This window comes from Flavobacterium hauense, assembly GCF_054457175.1.
Window position 1 is genome coordinate 128,601 of the sequence record NZ_JBTKVX010000011.1, and the last position, 17,916, is coordinate 146,516.

A 17,916-nucleotide genomic window follows, 5' to 3' on the forward strand; every position below is an offset into this window, starting at 1 on the left:
AAAATGCTACCCTTAGTTTTGCAATTATTTAGAATTAATCTAACTTAAGTTAGTAATGCACAAGCAAACACAAGCGTTTTTATCGATATTATCCTTCATAGGCTTCACTACATTAGCACAGGAAACCACTACCGACACTATTAAGCCAGAAGCTACAAGGCTTGATGAAGTAGTAGTTACAGGGCAGATAGAGCCACAATCTATTAAAAAATCGTTGCAGAATGTGAGGATAATTACCAAACAGGATATTAAACAGCTTGCCGCAAATAATCTTAGCGATGTGTTGAATCAGTATATCAATATATCCCTGCAACCAAACAGCAGTGATGGAAGCTCAAAAGTTTCCATGTTTGGACTAAATGCTTTATACTTTAAAATATTAGTAGATAATGTGCCTATCGTAAACGAATCAGGCCTTGGAAATAATATTGATGTAAGCCAGATTAATCTTAACGATGTAGAGCGGATAGAGATTATTGAGGGCTCTATGGGGGTTACTAATGGCGCAAATGCAGTAAGTGGAATCCTTAATATAATTACTAAAAAGTCTTCGTTGTATAAATGGGAAGTAAATGCTACCCTTCAGGAAGAGACTGTTGGTAACGAATTTGCTTTTTTTGATAAAGGAAAACATATACAGGCGCTCAAAATTTCACACAGTATCTCAGATCATTGGTTTGTAAGCGTTAATGCCAACAGGAGTGATTTTGCAGGCTGGCTTGATGAAAGACAGGGCAAAAGCCATGCTCTTACAGACAGCCTTAGGGGTTACAGGTGGCTGCCAAAGCAACAATTGTTGGGTAATGCAATGATTAGCTATAATAAAAATGATTTCAGGATTTTTTATCGATTTGAAATTCTTGACGAAGAGACTGAATATTATAATAATAATGTTGAACCGGGTTTTAGCCCCGAATTTGGTGCTTACCGTGCAGCAGATGACAAACGATACTTTACCGACAGATATTACCATCACCTGAATTCTAACGGGAAACTGTTTTCGCAGCTTTTGTATAATGTTTCGCTTTCACACCAGAAACAAACCAGAGATGTCGAGAGTTTCAGATATTTCATAGAGGAAGATATCGAAAGGAACAATGTTACACAAACTGACCAGTCGATGGAAGTACTGTATTCTACCGGTACGTTAAGCAACTTCTTTAAGGATAAAAGGGTAAATCTACAGGTAGGCTATGAATTATCAAACAACAATGGTTTTACCATAGTTCAGGAGGCCGGACAGGTTTTTAAAGGTGTCAGGGAACGTTTAGAAAATTACGACTTCTTTACCACGGCAGAGGTAAGCCTTTCAGAGAGGTTTTCACTTCGACCAGGCTTAAGGTACTCTGTACAGTCAGCATTTGAAGACCAGTACGCTTCATCTTTTGGATTTAGATATTCATTGAACAAAGGTATTGAGCTTCGTGGAGCATTAGGTAAATCGTTCAGGACACCAACATTTGAAGAGCTATATACCAAAATGATTTTCCCGGGGCATTATTTTACAGGTAATGAGGATCTTATTCCTGAAACGAGCACTTCATATGAGGCAAGCTTACGAAAAACCACCTCATTCTCTTCAGGTCTTATGCTTTCAAATAACCTTGTAGGATCTTTTATGGATATTGATGACAGGATAAGCACTGCTTTTGACGGGTATTCTGAAGAAGGAACTCCTATGTACAAATCTATGAATGTTGACTCCTACAAGATGTGGAACATATCTACAACTAACCAGGTACAATATAAAAACCTTACTGTAAACCTTGGAGCTACACTTCTTGGTGTATCACAGCAAATTGACAACGGCATTAATGTTTCTGATAATAAATATTTTTATACGCTGAACCTTAATGCAAATGCTTCTTACAGAGTTGAGTCATGGAAAACTGTATTTGCGGCATATTATAAATATAACGGCCCTTTTAAACAATACGAAGGGGTTGGTGAGGATTTCGTACTTACAGAAGTGGGTGGAAGCAACTGGCTTGATGCATCTGCCTCTAAATCATTCTTTAAAGACCGTTTTGATGTTACCATAGGTGCAAGGAACTTACTGGATGTGACTGATGTTATAAAAAGCGGTGTTGCAACGGGCGGAAGCCACTCAGCTTCCGGTAATATTATGCTTGCCTACGGGAGGTCTTATTTTATCAAACTTATGTATAATCTTAATTTCTAATTATAAAAATTCACGATATGAAAAAGAGTATTTTTATCTTATCTGTTGCACTTGCATTTCTTGCATCATGCTCAAGTGAAGACAATAACACGCCAAATACAGGTGTTAAACCCGTTGAAGGCAGCATTCAGCAGCCTAATGTTGGAGGACCTAACGAACCTAACCAGGTTTATGTTGACCTTAGCAGCGGTACTTCTGTAGCAGTTGAAAGGACTGCGTGGGATCTTGGTTTTTACTCAGGTTCTGATTTCAGGGTAGTACTTAACGGATCTCTTAAAATGGCTGTTAAAAAGCTTAATACAACGAATATTGATGAGGTACAGCAACCGGATAATAATGTATCAGTTAATTTCAGTGTTGAGGCTTCACTAGGCTATGCGGATAATCCTAATGGAATATTAACAGGTGCTGGCGGCGGTGAAGGTACTGCTATCGCTGAAATATCTGCAAATGACGCTAACAATGCTGTATACCTTGTAAACATGGGGTTTGGTCTTTCTACAATTATTCCAGGTTCCGGAAGTGCTAATGTAGACGGCGCGGCGAGAGGATGGAAAAAGATACGTATCCTGAGAAGCGGAAATGACTATAAGCTTCAATATGCCGATATAGATGCTACTACTCATACCGAAGTTATTATTAGCAAAAGGCCTGATTATAATTTTACTTTTTTCAGTATGGTTAATAAAACTGAAGTTAATGTTGAGCCTATAAAAACAGGATGGGATCTTAACTTTACAACATTCACAAATTATTACCCATACAATGACACATTTGTTCTTTATCCGTTTGCTGACTATACATTGCTTAATGTAAAAGGTGGAACAAGGGCTTATGAAATAAAGTCTGAAGATGCTAATGGCGGCGAAACTGCTTATAATGCATTTACAGCAGCAGGTATAGATGATTCAAAATTTGCAGCTTCTGCTCTTGACCACAGATTTGTTGCATGGAGGACTGAAGCAGGGCCAAACACAACAATGGGCGTAAGGACTGACCGTTTCTTTGTTATTAAAGATGCTGAAGGCAATTATTATAAAGTATTATTCAGAGCACTTAAAAATGATGCCGGCGAAAGAGGTTATCCAATATTTGAATATAAATTGCTTAAATAAGCGATATAACTTAGTTTTTGTTTTATTTGAATCCCGTCAGGTTGTGTATACCTGGCGGGATTTTCAATTTCAGGTCTATACACGGCTTTTTTGTGTTGAAAACAAGCCAATACTAATCGGCAGCAAATTTAATGCACCTAACGCGCCGTTTGGGTGCTAAACAAAAAACCCCTGACTGTTCCGTCAGGGGTTTTTTCGCAGGCGAAATAAGCCTGCATTTATATAATGGCGCTAAAAAATTATTTTGATTTTTTAGCTGGGTCAGCCTTTTTTGCTACAGCTTTTTCGTCTTTTACAGTAGCTTCAGCTTTTTGAGCTGGTGCTTTCTGTGCAGGCTGAGCAGTTGCCGTTTGTGCCTGAGCGGCAGGTTTAACTTCTGCAGCAGGTGTAGCTGTTTGTGTTGTTTGTGCAGGTTGAGCTGTTTGTGTCGGTTTTTCCTGTGCCATTGCCATAACTCCTGTTAGCAGTAGTGCGCTTAAAAATACTTTTTTCATGTGGATATAATTTTTTTTGATTTAATTTCTGTGTTTAGTTTAAGACAAGTATAATGCCGTTAAGCTGAAAATTAAACGTAAGGCTGTGTAAATTTACCGTTAAACAACTGTATATCAGTACACAAGTGATGTGTAATTATTTTGTACTTACGCTCCTTATAACATTTTGGGAATGAGTAAAGTGTGGAAATTTGTGGAAAAAATGGGTAATTTTCTGTAGAAAATTGTAAAAACAGGGACACAAGAGTACACTAGCATTCATCTGCAATCCCAATAAGCGATAGTCCGTTAAAAAATAATCGATCAATTAAATTACCTTTGCGCCATGCAAAATAGGCCGCATACATATCCTAAACAGGAAAAGCTTAAAAGCCGCACTACGATAGACAGTATGTTTACCGAGGGCAAGTCGGTTTCTAAATACCCGCTTCGTTTGGTATATGTACCTATTGACGAAGCTTATACTGATGGTGCTCCGTTGAAAATGGGCGTTTCAGTTTCTAAAAAGCATTTTAAAAGGGCACACGACAGAAATTACTTCAAGCGTTTGCTGCGCGAAACCTATCGACACCATAAGCATATTATTATTGACAGGCTGGACAAACCCTATGCTTTTATGTTTTTTTACCAAACTAAAGACCGTCTTTCGTTTGAGGAAATAAACACAAAAACGATTCTGCTTTTTGAAAAATTTGCAGCCCAGGAGACATTGTAATTTTCTTTTACACTAAATCATGACTATTCAGCGTTTTTGGTTATCAGGCGATAGCCCAAATCAGATGCATTCCAAGTTTCTTTAACGGTTTGCTTTACATTTGGTGTTTTATCCTTATTTTCGTGATTGCTTTCTTCAATATGAGGAAAAACTAAAGAAAAAGAAACATGCTGAAAATGTTTAAGAGAAGATATGTGCTGCCGGCAGCGGCGTCGGCGTTTTTATTTGTTGGGGTGAGCTTTAAGAATGATTTCTTTGAGATTGCCAAACAGATAGAGATATTTACCACGCTGTTTAAAACAGTTAACAATAACTATGTAGATGAGGTAAATCCTGGTCAGCTTATGGATAAAGCCATAAAGAGCATGCTTACCGATCTTGACCCCTACACGGTTTACTTTAACGAGCAGGATGTAGCTAAATTCAAGATAAACAATACCGGTGAGTATACAGGAATCGGTGCACTTATTACCCGAAAAGAGGGCAAGCTTATCATAAAAGAGCCATATAAAGATTATCCGGCTGATAAGGCTGGGCTAAAAGCCGGCGATGAGATCATCCAGATAGGCGATGTAAACCTTGCCGAGTTCAAAGAAGATGCGGGAGAATTGCTCAAGGGTTCTAAAAACACCAAGGTAGATGTAAAATATATTCGCCAGGGCAAAACCTACAACGCTCAGATTGTACTTAACGAAGTTGATATCAAAGCGGTTCCGTTTTTTTCCATGGTTGGTAAAGAAACAGGTTATATAGTGCTTTCCCAGTTTAACGGCAAAGCCTCGTCTGAAACTAAGGCCGCATTACTACAGCTTAAAACGGATGGCGCCAAAAACATCATCCTTGACCTTAGGGGCAACCCCGGAGGTTTGCTTAACGAGGCGGTAAATGTATGTAACCTTTTTGTGCCGCAGGGGGAGACAATAGTGACCACAAAATCTAAAAACGAAAATTACAACAATACATACAAGACACAAAAACCACCGGTTGATCTCGAAATTCCGCTTGTAGTATTGGTAGACGGGGGCAGTGCTTCTGCTTCAGAAATTGTTGCTGGTGCACTTCAGGATCTTGACCGTGCTGTTGTTGTAGGAAGCAGGAGTTTTGGAAAAGGCCTGGTACAGCGTCCGCTTGACCTGACTTACGGAACACAGGTAAAAGTAACCATTTCACGCTATTATACGCCTTCCGGCCGGGGCATACAGGCATTGGATTATACCCATAAGGATGCTGACGGAAAAGCGATTCGAATCGATAAGAAGAATTATAATGCATTTAAAACCAAAAAAGGCAGGACGGTTTATGACGGAGGAGGAATCCTGCCTGATGTAGAGCTTGAAGAAGCTAAACAGAGCTCAATATCCGGTGCATTAGTTAAAAATGACGGTATATTTAATTATGCAACAACATACTATTATAAAAATCCTAATGTAGGTACTGCAATCCCTACCATTTCCGATGCTGATTTTGAAGCGTTTAAACAATCGCTGAAAAAAGACAATTTCCAGTTTGATACCGAAACTGAAAAATCGCTGAAAGCTGTGATGGAAATGGCTAAAAAAGAAAAAATTGATGCAAGCATTTCCGTAGAGTACCAATCGTTGCTTACCGCGCTGCAAAAAAGTGAAGAAAAGGAGCTTAACCTGCATAAACAGGAAATAAAACAACTGCTACTCGATGAGCTTATAAAGCGTTACCAGTATAAAGAAGGCCTGTATAAATACTATACAACAAGCAATCCGGAGATACAGAAATCAGTAACATTGCTTGCCAACACGGCAGAATACAATAAGATATTATCTAAATAAAACCATAATCCCCTTGCTATACGGCTTGGGGATTTTTAATTTTAGTGTTATGATAAAACCCATAATCCAACCCGAAGCATTGACTGAGCTGGCAAAAACCAGAGAGATTGTCATTATAGACGCAGGTAATATGGTGAGTTATGCCATGCAGCATTTGAAAGGTGCAATACATGTTGACCTTAACGCCGATCTGGCCAATGTTCCCGAAGACCCAGCCAACGGAGGCAGACATCCGTTGCCTGACGCTGCTGTTTTTGGTGATGTGCTGGGGCGACTTGGCATAACGCCGGACAGCCATGTGGTTGTGTATGATGATAAGAATGGCGCGCTTTCTGCGGCACGTTTTTGGTGGATGCTAAGAGCGGCAGGCCATGAAAAAGTGCAGGTGCTGGATGGTGGAGTGAGTGCTGCTGCAAAAGCAGGATTCTCTCTTAGTGACCTGGCTGAAATGCCTCTCCCTGCTGAAAGATATGTTTTTAATGGATGGAAATTGCCAATGGCCCTTGTTGACGAGGTAGAAGCTGCTGCCGCTGACAATAACCGTGCGGTTATAGATGTCAGGGCTGCTGCCCGATATAGAGGCGAAACAGAACCTATTGATCCTGTTGCGGGACATATTCCCGGAGCAATTAATATACCTTATGAGACCAATCTTGATGAGCAAGGATTCTTTTTGGCTCCCGAAGAACTCGAAGCCAAATATAAAATGGCGCTTCAGGGGATTAATACAAAAGATGCTGTTATACATTGTGGCTCGGGAGTAACGGCGTGCCATACCATACTCGCAATGGATCAGGCAGGTTTGCCAATGCCGAAACTGTATGTAGGTTCGTGGAGCGAATGGTCCGGCAAGGGGAAAGTAATTGCTGTAGATACCTGAATTTTCGATGACAAAACCTGTAAGAATTCGGCGTAAAGGCTTAAGTTTTTCTTCTGAGGTTAAATTATTGTCACCTTCATTATCAGATCGTATAAAAAGACATACCTTTGTTATTTAATTCAAACTTATCGTGAGCACCAATCACATACAACTCAACAAGGTAACCCTTGGCGGTTTGCTGGTTACCTTGGGTATTATTTATGGAGATATAGGAACTTCCCCTCTCTATGTAATGAAAGCAATTATAGGCACCCAGCCTATTGAAGAACAAGTGGTTCTGGGCGCTTTGTCCTGTATTTTCTGGACACTTACATTACAAACAACTATCAAGTACGTTTACCTCACACTTAAAGCCGATAACAAAGGCGAGGGTGGTATTTTTTCACTTTACACACTGGTGAAAAGGCTCAAGAAAAAAGGGCTTATCGTACCCGCAATTATTGGTGGTAGTGCCCTGTTGGCCGATGGTATCATTACGCCACCTATTTCAGTATCTTCTGCTATAGAAGGTCTTAGGACCTACCAACCGGAACTCGATACAGTGCCTATTGTAATAAGTATATTATTTGTCCTGTTTTTTATCCAGCGCTTCGGTAGTAAGTTCATCGGAAAGTTCTTTGGGCCTATGATGCTTATATGGTTTGGTATGCTGGGTGTATTAGGTATTATTCCTTTGTTTGAGAATATTTCGGTACTAAAGGCACTTAATCCATATTATGCGTTTCACCTGCTAAGTGTTCACCACGAAGGTTTTTATGTGCTTGGGTTTGTGTTCCTGTGTACCACAGGAGCAGAGGCTTTATACAGCGATATGGGGCACTGCGGCAGGGATAACATCCGAGTGAGCTGGGGCTTTGTAAAAAGTATGCTTGTACTAAACTATTTTGGACAGGGAGCTTATCTTATTTCGCATGCGGGTCAGACATTAACTACATTAAGTCCTAACCCGGCAAATCCGGCTAACCCGTTCTACCTGCTCATGCCGGACTGGTTTCTTCCGTTTGGTATTGCTATTGCAACATCCGCGGCGGTAATTGCATCTCAGGCATTGATAAGCGGTTCATTCACATTGATATCAGAGGCTATGCGCCTTAACTTCTGGCCAAAGGTTTCGGTAAAATTCCCAACAGAATTGCGCGGTCAGCTATACATACCTTCTATTAACTGGCTATTATTCCTTGGCTGTGTATTTATCGTACTTCACTTCAGGGAATCAGGAAACATGGAAGCGGCCTACGGGCTTGCCATTGTATTGTGTATGCTAATGACGACCACACTCCTTGGCTATTACATGGTCATGAAGCGTTATAACAAGTTCCTTATCATTGGGGTAATATCGGTTTATTTTGCCATCGAGATATCTTTCCTTATTGCGAACATAAGCAAATTCCATCATGGAGGCTATGTGTCACTAGGTATAGCCGGATTGCTGGCTATGATCATGGCAGTATGGTTTACGGCAAAAAGGATTAGAAGCGAGTATACTGAGTTTACCAAAATTGCCAATTATAAAACGGTGCTTTCTGAACTTAGCAATGATATGTCTATCCCTAAATATGCAACACACCTGGTATATCTTACCAATGCACAATTAGGAGATGAGATTGAATCTAAAATCATTTATTCGATCTTACAAAAAAGACCTAAACGTGCCGATATTTACTGGTTTGTTCACGTAAATGTGGTCGATGAGCCTTACAAAATGGAGTATCGTGTACGCGAAATCATGAAAGATGACGTTATAAGGGTAGACTTTTACCTGGGCTTCCGTGTGGCACCAAGAATTAACCTGATGTTTAAGCAGGTGGTTCGCGACATGGTGAAACGCAGCGAAGTTGATATTACCAGCCGTTATGCATCGCTTAACCGTAATAATGTAATTGGCGACTTTAAGTTTGTGATTATAGAGAAATTCCTTTCTTATGATAATGATTTGCCGTGGTATGAAAGGATCATCCTTGATATTTACTTCATCCTTAAAAAGATCAGCCTTTCAGAGGGGCGTGCTTTCGGACTTGACAGCAGTTCTGTTAAGGTCGAAAAATTTCCTATCGTTATTCACCCGCCTGAAGATTTTACCATGGTGAGGATAGACGATTGCCCTACAAAAGAACCACAGCATTAGATGAAAAAATCACTTTACATACTACTCGCGCTTTTAATAACAAATATTGCCCTGTCACAAGAAGAAACCGTTTATTCGGTTTACTTTGACGTAAATAAGTATAACCTTGATGATAAGCAGGGTAACAATGTTGTTGCCTTTATCAAAGCGATCGATACTGCACGTATTGAAACCATCCAGATCTACGGCTATTGTGACGACAGGGGTAAAGATGAATATAATTTTAAGCTTTCTACAAACAGGGCCAATACCATAAGGGATACACTGTTGGGACGAGGCATCAGAAATAAGATCATTGTTACCATAGAGGGTAAGGGACGTATATTGCTTGAAGAAGATATTGATAATGTGTCTGAAGCACGCTCTAAGAACCGCCGTGTAGACGTTACGGTAAACTTTAAGCCTGCTCCGCCACCCAAGTTATCAGCAGGGACTTATAATGCCCTTAAAAAGGACGTAATTGTGGGAGACCACATTTATCTTGACAATATCCTCTTTGAGCGCGGAAGCAGCAAGCTTACCATGAAATCTAAGGCTGAGCTTGATAAGATGGCACGATTTCTTATTAAGTATAAAACGATCAAATTTGAGATACAGGGGCATATCTGCTGTACGCCAACTTTCCAGAAGGAGGCAATCGATAAAGATACCCGCAAGCGCGAACTTTCCAAGAACAGGGCTTTTGCAGTATATAAATATTTGGTATCGAAAAAAATACCTGCCAGCAGAATGACGCATAAAGGATATGGAAATACCGTGCCGCTTGGAAAAGGAACCGAATATGACCGCCGCGTTGAGCTGGTTATTACGGGGATATAAGTATGGTTTATAAAACACAAAAGCCGCTCACTGAGCGGCTTTTGTGTTTCTATATTTTGATTAAAAAACAAACCGCCCTTATCAGGGGCGGTTGTCATATTTGAATCTATATAACCTATAGTGAATTATAGAGAAGCTACAAGTTCTCTCCACTCTGTAAGTTCCGGATTGCCCGGTTTTCTTTTTCCGAAGAACTGAACGATGATCTCGCCCATTTCGTTATAAACCTCAAGAGCTGTTACCTCACCATCGGCAGTAGGCTTGCGCACTATCCATACCTGAGCGATCTTATCAGTGTCAAGGTGAAGGTTAAAGTCAGGATCCATAACGTTGAACCACTGATTGTGCCACATTGTTTTGCGCACAAGTCCTGTGTGGATCTGTATGTTACCCCTGTTACCTACGAATACCATGATAGGCAGTTTCTGCTCGGCAGCGCCTTCAAGCATTTTTACAACAGCCTCTTTGTCTGATTTTTTAGCAAGGTGATCATTTGGAGCAAGGCGAAGCGCCTGTGTTCTTGTAACGCCAAATTTCTTTAGCATACCAAAGAAAGCGTGTGTATCAGGCAGGTTTAACCATGATTCGTGGAAAGCCGCGATATCAATTTCTGAATCCGGTTTCTCGTCGATGATAAGAGGAACTTCAACAGTAGTTTCCTCTGTAGCCTGGTTTTCTGATTTGAACTGCTCAACAAGGGTATCAAATGCAGCTTTGTTGCTGTCTTGTGTTAAATATATTTTGTGGATGGCAAGGCCGTCTTTTCCGAAGAACTGAAGGCTTTTCCTGTCACCATGCTCGCTTTTTTCTGCAACTGCATAGGCTTTGTCCCAATGCGTAAGGAAAATACGAAGATCGATATCTTCACCTACAAAAACGCTTGCAAATGGTGAACTGAAATCAGGGTTAAGATAAACACCTTTACGCTCATGAACACACTCGTCATTGCGCGTAAGTGCCATAACTTTACCAAGTTTTTCAATCTCAGTAAGGATAGCAGCGAATTCAGGGCGAAGACGTGTTACCGTATCACCTATGCTTGTAGCTACAAGCTCTGCTTCGCTAACACCCAGTTGTTCGGCGGCGTTTCTTATTCTCATGTGTGGGTTTTCGGCTTTCATTGCCTCCCACTGCGATTTCAGTGAATTTGTTGTTGTACTCATAATAAATATATTAAGTTCCAAAAATTATTAATGGGTTATTGTTTACTGGATTTGGGCATATGGTACACGGAAAATTGTATACCGTACTGATGGTTTCGCGGGTAAATACCTTTTGTGGAACATCGTGGCTCACGATCTTTCCTTTTTTAAGCAGCATTACCTTATCGGCAAACTGCGCAGCAAGGTTAAGGTCGTGCAGTACCATAATGGCAGTATTTCCTTTTTGCGTAAATGATTTTATGGTTTGCATGATGCGGTGCTGGTGCAGTACATCAAGATTGTTTAGCGGTTCATCAAGAAACACAAGGGTATGGTCTACATCGTTATCCAACTGTGTGAGTACCCTTGCGAGGTGCACACGCTGTTTTTCCCCGCCCGAAAGCGAATTGTAGTCCCTTTGTGCCAGATGGTTCACATCGGTCTCCTGCATAGCCTTTAAAACAGCTTCTTCATCAATTTTTCGGGGAGCCGAGTTGAAGTAGGGGTAACGCCCCATCATTACCACGTTACTTACCGTTAGCGGAATGTCGTGGCTGTTGTTTTGCGAGAATTTGGCTTTGCTGTGGGCAAGTTCTCTCTCATCCCATTCATGGAAGGTTTTCTTCTTGAAAAACACAGGCTCTTTACCGCTGCTAAGTTCATTGGCCAGGAGACTCAGAAGAGTCGATTTTCCTGCACCGTTTGGCCCAACGATTACAAGCAGTTCGCCGTTGGTAACCGCAACATCAATACCCTCGAGTATTGAGAATTTGCGATGTGCATATGATATGTTTTGTGCTTCTAACATGGTCTTTCTACATTGTGTTCCTACTCTTTATCAGTATGGTTATAAAAATAGGCGCACCCATAAATGCGGTAAGTATGCCTATAGGTATTTCGCTGGGAGGTGCTATAGTCCTGCTTATGGTATCTGCTGTAAGCAGTAATATGCTGCCGCATACTGCCGATAATGGCAATATGATATGGTAATTAGAACGGAATATAAGTCGTAGTATGTAAGGCACTATAAGCCCAACAAAACTAATTGTACCTGCAAAAGCAACACAGCTGCCTATCATCAGGGCGGTAAGTATTACAATCTGTTTTTTGATGCGTTCTACCGGTATACCCAAATGTTCAGCATCTTTTTCGCCAAGCATCATCGCATTCAGTGCTTTTCCTTTGTTAATGAGGAAAGTGTAGCAAATGACTATTATAACAGCAAGGATTCCGTTTTTTGTCCAGGTTGCGCCGCCAAGGCTGCCCAGGTTCCAGAATGTAAGATCACGAAGTTCCTCTTCTTTAGACGTGTAAATCAGTAAACCCATAACGGCAAAGCCAAGGGCTGTAATAGCAACACCGGTAAGCAGCATTACCACTACGTTTGTTTTTCCGCCCACAGTACTCATTCGGTATACGGTCATCATGGTGAGCAATGCGCCAATAAACGCCATTATGCTTAACAGCGAAAAATGAAGTACTTCTGGCACATAAGGCTTTATGTAGGATCCCAACACTATGGTTATGGCTGCAAAAAGCGATGCTCCCGCCGTAATACCCAATAAATCGGGTGTGGCAAGCGGGTTTCGGAACATGCCCTGTAGGCAGGTTCCTGATACTGACAAAGCACTGCCGATGAGGATTCCCATTACAATGCGTGGGAGCCTTAGGTCCATCAGCACAAAGCGGTCGCTGTCTGAAATGGAGCCGTCATTATTAATTATACCGCTGAGAATCTCAACGGGTGTATGTTTTTCAAAAACGTAAACCCCCATATACAGCGAAACTACCGCCAGCACCGCCAGCAGTAGTAAGCTACATATAAGATATATCGAAAGTTTATTTTGCATTCTCAAGTAACAGGCTGTTCAGTTTTGCAGCTCCTTCGCCTAAACGTGGGCCAAAGCCTGAAAGCAATGCACCATCCATGGCAATGATCTTCTTGTTTTTACCTGCATTGGTTTTATCAACTCCTGGAATTTTAAGAACACCCTGAGGTCCGCCAAGGCTTCCAAGTCCTGAATCGAACAATAGGATAACATCCGGATTACCTTTAACAAGTGCTTCAGGAGTAAGTGGTTTGAAGTCAGCAAAATCGGTAACCGCATTTTTAGCACCTGCAAGTTGAATTATTTTGTCTACAGGAGTTCCTGTACCGCTTACCATCATCATGTTAGCACCACGAGCATATATGAATAACACTTTTGGAGCAGCAGCAATTGGTTTTACAGTCTTAAGGTCTGTATCAATTTTCTCTTCCAAAGCTTTGTAGTCAGCATGGTTAAGTGCTTTTGCCACATCAGCAATAAGTTTTTTTGTGCCCTCCGGCGTAAACTCCTGTGTGAAAACCTCTGCTTTAACACCAGATTTTTTAATTTTTTCTAATAGTTCAGGGCTCATATCCTTATCGGTAGCAAGGATAACTGTTGGCTGAAGCGCCATGATCTGCTCGATAGATACTGAACGAACATGTCCAAGATCTTTAGCTGTTGCTTTCAGGCTTTCAGGATAGGTGCTGGTAACGTCAGTTCCAATTATTTCTTTTTCGTGGCCAAGGGCAGCAACGATTTCAGTCACGGCACCATTAAGCGAAACGATTTTTTCTGTTTTTGCAGGAGCAACTGAATCGGTTGCAACTGTAGTTTCTTCAGTTGTTTTTTCTTCTTTCTTGCATGATACTGCTGCCGATAGGATAAAGGCAAGCATCACTATTTGTTTGATTTTTCTCATCAGAAAAGCTATTGGTTGTTTATATTAAATCTAAATAAAGCGCAAACTTACTTCATAAATCCGTATTGTCAAAGGCAAAAAGGGTTAAATTTAGACTGGTTAAAAATTAAATTATTTAAACATTGCGGTATTTAATCCTCATACATTAACAATATAACAATCTTATTATGTGATGATAAACTGAAATAATAGCCACATTCTTAAATGTTATAGCAAAAAACGGTTATTACAAAAACAAGCCGTAAATTTGCATTGAATTTTGTTATACGCTGTCTGCAATCTTTGCGGAAAGCATTAAATACAGGAGATACCCAAATGTTAGATATACAATCAGTCAGGAATGACTTTCCCATACTTACCCAAACCGTAAACGGCAAACCGCTGGTTTATTTTGATAATGCAGCTACCTCACAAAAGCCTCAGGTTGTAATAGACGCTATCAGCAGCTATTATGGTACCATAAATGCCAACATTCATCGTGGTGTGCATACGCTGAGCCAACTGGCAACCGATGCTTATGAAGCATCCCGTAATACCATCCAAAAACACATGAATGCCAAACATGCCCACGAGGTATTGTTTACTGCCGGAACAACTCATGGAGTTAACCTGGTAGCCAATGGTTTTTCGGCTTTTGTAAAAGCAGGTGATGAGGTTATCATATCGGCTATGGAGCATCACAGCAACATCGTTCCATGGCAAATGCTTTGCGAACGCACAGGAGCTAAATTGCAGGTAATACCTATGAACCAAAATGGCGAACTTATCATTGAAGAGTTTGAAAGGCTACTTAACGAAAAGACAAAACTGGTTGCGGTTAATCATATCTCGAACTCTCTGGGAACTATCAATCCTATTGAGCATATCATAAAAAAAGCACATGGCGTAGGTGCTGCCGTATTTATAGACGGTGCACAAGCGGCTCCGCACTTAAAAGTAGATGTTCAGGCACTTGATTGCGATTTTTATGCTTTTTCGGGGCATAAAACATGTGGCGCTACAGGTTCGGGAATATTATACGGAAAAGAAGAATGGCTTAACAAGCTTCCGCCATATCAGGGTGGGGGCGAGATGATAAAAGAGGTTACTTTTGAAAAAACTACTTATGCCGACCTGCCACATAAATTTGAAGCCGGTACGCCCAACATAGAAGGTGGTATAGTACTTGGCACGGCAATTGATTATTTAAACACCATAGGCTTTGATAACATTGCGGCTTATGAAACAGAACTGCTGCACTACGGTACTGAAAAACTTCTTGAAATTGAAGGATTGAAAATTGTAGGAACAGCGGCGAAGAAAACATCGGTAATATCGTTCAATGTAGGTAACATCCACCCGTATGACATTGGTGCGATTGTTGACAAGATGGGCATAGCGGTGCGCACGGGACATCACTGCACGCAGCCGGTCATGAATTTTTTTGATATTCCGGGTACCGTAAGAGCATCATTTGCGTTTTACAATACTAAGGAAGAAATAGATGCTCTTGTTCAGGCTGTGCTTAAAGCGCAGCGAATGTTAGGATAAAAACATAAAACCAAAACCAATGAAAAAAATTGCATTAGTACTACTAACGATCATTTTTGCAGCGGGCTGCTCATCGAAAAAGACTGTGACAAATAATGTAACGGATACAAAATCGGCTGTAAACAGCCAGTCTTTTGAATATGAGGCTTCAACGCGTGGCGCTTACAAGAAAATTGTGGTAACGCAGGATAGCATTATTACCATAAAAGACCGTGATATGAAAAGTGTAGTAAGCAAGCCTATCGCAAAAGGTGATTGGGATAAGCTGGTAGCTGCTGCCGGGAAAATAAACCCTGAGACGCTTAAAGATATCAAGGCGCCTTCGGTAAACCATCAGTTTGACGGTGCGCTTATGGCAAACCTGAAAATAATTAAAGATGGTAAAGAATACCGAAGTGTGACTTTTGACCACGGCAACCCACCGTCAGAAATTGCGCCATTGGTTAATAAAATGATAGCAATGTCTGACCTGAAGACAAAATAATACGAATGAAGATTAAAGAAATACAGGACGAGATAATAGACGAATTCTCAATGTTTGATGACTGGGAAGAACGTTATCAGTATGTAATTGACCTGGGCAATTCGCTTCCGCTTGTTGAGGAGCAATATAAAACTGAAGATAACATTATTAAAGGATGCCAAAGCAAAGTATGGCTTCACGGTGAGCAGCAGGATGGCAACATTGTGTTTACTGCCGATAGCGACGCAATACTGACAAAAGGTATTATTGCAATACTCATCCGTGTGTTCTCTAACCAGAAGCCGGCTGATATACTTGAAGCTGATACCCATTTTATTGACGAGATAGGCCTGAAAGAACATCTTTCGCCTACACGCGCTAATGGTTTGGTATCGATGATTAAACAAATAAAAATGTATGCATTGGCCTTTAGTGCCAAAAGCTAAATAAGAATATGGAACACGAAATAGACACTGCACAACTGGGTGAAGACATAGTTAAGATGCTCAAGACAATATATGACCCTGAGATTCCGGTAGACATCTACGAGCTTGGGCTTATTTATGACGTTATGGTAAATACCGATAACGAAGTGAAGATATTAATGACGCTTACATCGCCAAACTGCCCGGTGGCAGAAAGCCTTCCGTTAGAAGTGGAAGAGAAGATCAGGAAGATTGAAGGTGTAGCCTCTGCTGAGGTTGAAATCACTTTCGACCCACCATGGAGCCGTGACCTTATGAGCGAAGAAGCTAAGCTTGAGCTTGGAATGCTTTAATATAGTTCTAAGTTAACGGTTTACAGTTTACAGTCTGAACATCGGACGTCCGACTTCGGACATTAAACCTGAAATAATGGAAAAAGAAGAAGAAATAATAAACCGCGTTGCCAATAGTGTTCTTCAGGTATTTGACCTTGAAGATTATTATCCTGAAGGCGAACGTATTGGTATAGATATATCCGGCTGGTTGTGGGAAGGTTTTGTATTGCGTGAAAAAGAATTCCGCGATGCGCTTAAAAACCATGATTGGGAACAATATGCAGGTAAATTTGTCGCCTTGTATTGCAGTACCGATGCTATAGTCCCAGCGTGGGGATACATGCTGATAACTACCTATCTTCAGCCTTATGCTAAAAAAATAGTGCAGGGCAGGAGTGAAGATATTAACATACAGATCTATCAGGAAATACTTAATGGGCTTGATGTAAGCAAATATGAGGGTAAACCTGTGATCATAAAAGGCTGCTCACATAAACCTGTGCCTCAGGAAGCCTATGTAATGGCTACCCAAAAGCTTATGCCGGTAGCCAAAAGCATTATGTTTGGCGAGGCTTGCTCATCAGTACCGTTATACAAGAAAAAGTAACTTCTTTTACACAAAAAGGGTAGTAGGTTTTTTCATAATTAATTATATTTGTGTAAACAGCAATTAATTATGAAGAAAAATCTACTATTCCTGTTATGCGTTATGGGAGTTTTAACCGTTAACGCACAAACTGATGCCGAGAAACTGATGCCTAAAGATACTATTGGGCCATGGTATACTAACGGCAATGCATCATTATTATTTAACCAGTCTACTTTTGACAACTGGGTTGCCGGTGGTGAGAATAACATCTCAGGAACACTGGGTGTCAACTACGACTTCAACTATAAAAAAGGCGACTGGATTTGGGATAATAAAGTGATTGCCTCGTATGGTATTGTGAAAACCAGAAATTCGTCTTTTGCAAAAAAGACAGATGACCGCCTTGAACTTGCCTCATTACTTGGAAAGAAGGCGACTGAAAGATGGTCATATTCGATGCTTCTTACCTTCAGGACGCAATTTACAAAAGGTTATAACTACGACAGGGATGAAAACGGTGCAGAAACAAGGGAAGAGTATACAAACTTCTTATCACCTGCCTACCTG

Annotated in this window: 18 protein-coding genes; 13 read left to right on the forward strand and 5 right to left on the reverse strand. The window is 40.7% G+C overall.

Annotation, left to right across the window (positions count from 1 at the left end; all coding sequences use genetic code 11):
• Positions 1-55: 55 nt before the first annotated feature.
• Both ACX0HA_RS10060 and ACX0HA_RS10065 read left to right on the forward strand, forming a co-directional pair.
• Positions 56-2,182: a TonB-dependent receptor plug domain-containing protein gene (locus tag ACX0HA_RS10060; protein ID WP_458845148.1), complete on the forward strand. Its 2,127-nt coding sequence runs from the start codon at positions 56-58 to the stop codon at positions 2,180-2,182.
• A 17-nt stretch (positions 2,183-2,199) separates the two neighbouring features.
• Positions 2,200-3,297 (forward strand): HmuY family protein, encoded by a 1,098-nt coding sequence (locus ACX0HA_RS10065; RefSeq protein WP_458845149.1) that lies wholly within the window; start codon positions 2,200-2,202, stop codon positions 3,295-3,297.
• 239 nt (positions 3,298-3,536) lie between these two features.
• Here ACX0HA_RS10065 and ACX0HA_RS10070 read toward each other — a convergent pair whose 3' ends face one another.
• Positions 3,537-3,791 carry a hypothetical protein gene (locus ACX0HA_RS10070; protein ID WP_458845150.1) on the reverse strand — a complete coding sequence of 85 codons (255 nt, stop codon included), beginning with the start codon at positions 3,789-3,791 and terminating at the stop codon, positions 3,537-3,539.
• Between the two features lie 325 nt (positions 3,792-4,116).
• Here ACX0HA_RS10070 and rnpA point away from each other — a divergent pair, with 325 nt between their 5' ends.
• From rnpA to ACX0HA_RS10095, 5 genes are all read left to right on the forward strand, one after another.
• Positions 4,117-4,506 carry a ribonuclease P protein component gene (gene rnpA, locus ACX0HA_RS10075; RefSeq protein ID WP_458845151.1) on the forward strand — a complete coding sequence of 130 codons (390 nt, stop codon included), beginning with the start codon at positions 4,117-4,119 and terminating at the stop codon, positions 4,504-4,506.
• Between the two features lie 167 nt (positions 4,507-4,673).
• Complete coding sequence (locus ACX0HA_RS10080) at positions 4,674-6,311, forward strand: S41 family peptidase (RefSeq protein ID WP_458845152.1); 1,638 nt, start codon at positions 4,674-4,676, stop codon at positions 6,309-6,311.
• A gap of 49 nt (positions 6,312-6,360) precedes the next feature.
• Positions 6,361-7,191, forward strand: a complete 831-nt coding sequence (locus ACX0HA_RS10085; RefSeq protein WP_458845153.1) for a sulfurtransferase — start codon at positions 6,361-6,363, stop codon at positions 7,189-7,191.
• Positions 7,192-7,321: 130 nt separating this feature from the next.
• Entirely contained in the window at positions 7,322-9,316 is a 1,995-nt protein-coding gene (locus ACX0HA_RS10090; RefSeq protein ID WP_458845154.1) for a KUP/HAK/KT family potassium transporter, read from the forward strand.
• Positions 9,317-10,135, forward strand: coding sequence for an OmpA family protein (locus ACX0HA_RS10095; protein WP_458845155.1), 819 nt, complete (start codon positions 9,317-9,319; stop codon positions 10,133-10,135).
• Positions 10,136-10,260: 125 nt separating this feature from the next.
• Here the strand turns inward: ACX0HA_RS10095 and ACX0HA_RS10100 are convergent, their stop codons facing one another.
• The 4 genes from ACX0HA_RS10100 to ACX0HA_RS10115 are packed head-to-tail and all read right to left on the reverse strand — an operon-like array spanning position 10,261 to position 13,998.
• Entirely contained in the window at positions 10,261-11,298 is a 1,038-nt protein-coding gene (locus tag ACX0HA_RS10100) for a hemin-degrading factor (protein WP_458845156.1), read from the reverse strand.
• A gap of 10 nt (positions 11,299-11,308) precedes the next feature.
• Positions 11,309-12,085, reverse strand: coding sequence for a heme ABC transporter ATP-binding protein (locus ACX0HA_RS10105; protein ID WP_458845157.1), 777 nt, complete (start codon positions 12,083-12,085; stop codon positions 11,309-11,311).
• A gap of 7 nt (positions 12,086-12,092) precedes the next feature.
• Entirely contained in the window at positions 12,093-13,127 is a 1,035-nt protein-coding gene (locus ACX0HA_RS10110; RefSeq protein WP_458845158.1) for a FecCD family ABC transporter permease, read from the reverse strand.
• Positions 13,117-13,998, reverse strand: coding sequence for a heme/hemin ABC transporter substrate-binding protein (locus ACX0HA_RS10115; protein ID WP_458845166.1), 882 nt, complete (start codon positions 13,996-13,998; stop codon positions 13,117-13,119). The genes ACX0HA_RS10110 and ACX0HA_RS10115 overlap by 11 nt, the downstream gene beginning before the upstream one ends.
• A gap of 324 nt (positions 13,999-14,322) precedes the next feature.
• Between ACX0HA_RS10115 and ACX0HA_RS10120 the strand changes: the two genes are divergently transcribed.
• The 6 genes from ACX0HA_RS10120 to ACX0HA_RS10145 all read left to right on the forward strand — a co-directional run.
• The gene (locus tag ACX0HA_RS10120) at positions 14,323-15,537 is read left to right on the forward strand and encodes an aminotransferase class V-fold PLP-dependent enzyme (RefSeq protein ID WP_458845159.1); all 1,215 of its coding nucleotides are present in this window, start codon (positions 14,323-14,325) and stop codon (positions 15,535-15,537) included.
• A 19-nt stretch (positions 15,538-15,556) separates the two neighbouring features.
• The gene (locus tag ACX0HA_RS10125) at positions 15,557-16,021 is read left to right on the forward strand and encodes a hypothetical protein (protein ID WP_458845160.1); all 465 of its coding nucleotides are present in this window, start codon (positions 15,557-15,559) and stop codon (positions 16,019-16,021) included.
• A gap of 5 nt (positions 16,022-16,026) precedes the next feature.
• Positions 16,027-16,446 carry a SufE family protein gene (locus tag ACX0HA_RS10130; RefSeq protein WP_458845161.1) on the forward strand — a complete coding sequence of 140 codons (420 nt, stop codon included), beginning with the start codon at positions 16,027-16,029 and terminating at the stop codon, positions 16,444-16,446.
• 8 nt (positions 16,447-16,454) lie between these two features.
• Positions 16,455-16,778 (forward strand): SUF system Fe-S cluster assembly protein, encoded by a 324-nt coding sequence (locus tag ACX0HA_RS10135; RefSeq protein WP_458845162.1) that lies wholly within the window; start codon positions 16,455-16,457, stop codon positions 16,776-16,778.
• Positions 16,779-16,854: 76 nt separating this feature from the next.
• Positions 16,855-17,367, forward strand: coding sequence for a DUF2480 family protein (locus ACX0HA_RS10140; protein ID WP_458845163.1), 513 nt, complete (start codon positions 16,855-16,857; stop codon positions 17,365-17,367).
• A gap of 69 nt (positions 17,368-17,436) precedes the next feature.
• A partial coding sequence (locus tag ACX0HA_RS10145; RefSeq protein ID WP_458845164.1) for a DUF3078 domain-containing protein occupies positions 17,437-17,916 on the forward strand: 480 nt, incomplete at its 3' end.

What these genes read in the sequence shown, in the direction of transcription:
- rnpA (WP_458845151.1), top strand. Translation starts at nt 4,117, where the DNA reads ATGCAAAATAGGCCGCATACATATCCTAAACAGGAAAAGCTTAAAAGC.
- ACX0HA_RS10105 (WP_458845157.1), bottom strand. Translation starts at nt 12,085, where the DNA reads ATGTTAGAAGCACAAAACATATCATATGCACATCGCAAATTCTCAATA.
- ACX0HA_RS10125 (WP_458845160.1), top strand. Translation starts at nt 15,557, where the DNA reads ATGAAAAAAATTGCATTAGTACTACTAACGATCATTTTTGCAGCGGGC.
- ACX0HA_RS10060 (WP_458845148.1), top strand. Translation starts at nt 56, where the DNA reads ATGCACAAGCAAACACAAGCGTTTTTATCGATATTATCCTTCATAGGC.
- ACX0HA_RS10120 (WP_458845159.1), top strand. Translation starts at nt 14,323, where the DNA reads ATGTTAGATATACAATCAGTCAGGAATGACTTTCCCATACTTACCCAA.
- ACX0HA_RS10140 (WP_458845163.1), top strand. Translation starts at nt 16,855, where the DNA reads ATGGAAAAAGAAGAAGAAATAATAAACCGCGTTGCCAATAGTGTTCTT.
- ACX0HA_RS10080 (WP_458845152.1), top strand. Translation starts at nt 4,674, where the DNA reads ATGCTGAAAATGTTTAAGAGAAGATATGTGCTGCCGGCAGCGGCGTCG.
- ACX0HA_RS10095 (WP_458845155.1), top strand. Translation starts at nt 9,317, where the DNA reads ATGAAAAAATCACTTTACATACTACTCGCGCTTTTAATAACAAATATT.
- ACX0HA_RS10065 (WP_458845149.1), top strand. Translation starts at nt 2,200, where the DNA reads ATGAAAAAGAGTATTTTTATCTTATCTGTTGCACTTGCATTTCTTGCA.
- ACX0HA_RS10130 (WP_458845161.1), top strand. Translation starts at nt 16,027, where the DNA reads ATGAAGATTAAAGAAATACAGGACGAGATAATAGACGAATTCTCAATG.
- ACX0HA_RS10110 (WP_458845158.1), bottom strand. Translation starts at nt 13,127, where the DNA reads ATGCAAAATAAACTTTCGATATATCTTATATGTAGCTTACTACTGCTG.
- ACX0HA_RS10070 (WP_458845150.1), bottom strand. Translation starts at nt 3,791, where the DNA reads ATGAAAAAAGTATTTTTAAGCGCACTACTGCTAACAGGAGTTATGGCA.
- ACX0HA_RS10100 (WP_458845156.1), bottom strand. Translation starts at nt 11,298, where the DNA reads ATGAGTACAACAACAAATTCACTGAAATCGCAGTGGGAGGCAATGAAA.
- ACX0HA_RS10085 (WP_458845153.1), top strand. Translation starts at nt 6,361, where the DNA reads ATGATAAAACCCATAATCCAACCCGAAGCATTGACTGAGCTGGCAAAA.
- ACX0HA_RS10135 (WP_458845162.1), top strand. Translation starts at nt 16,455, where the DNA reads ATGGAACACGAAATAGACACTGCACAACTGGGTGAAGACATAGTTAAG.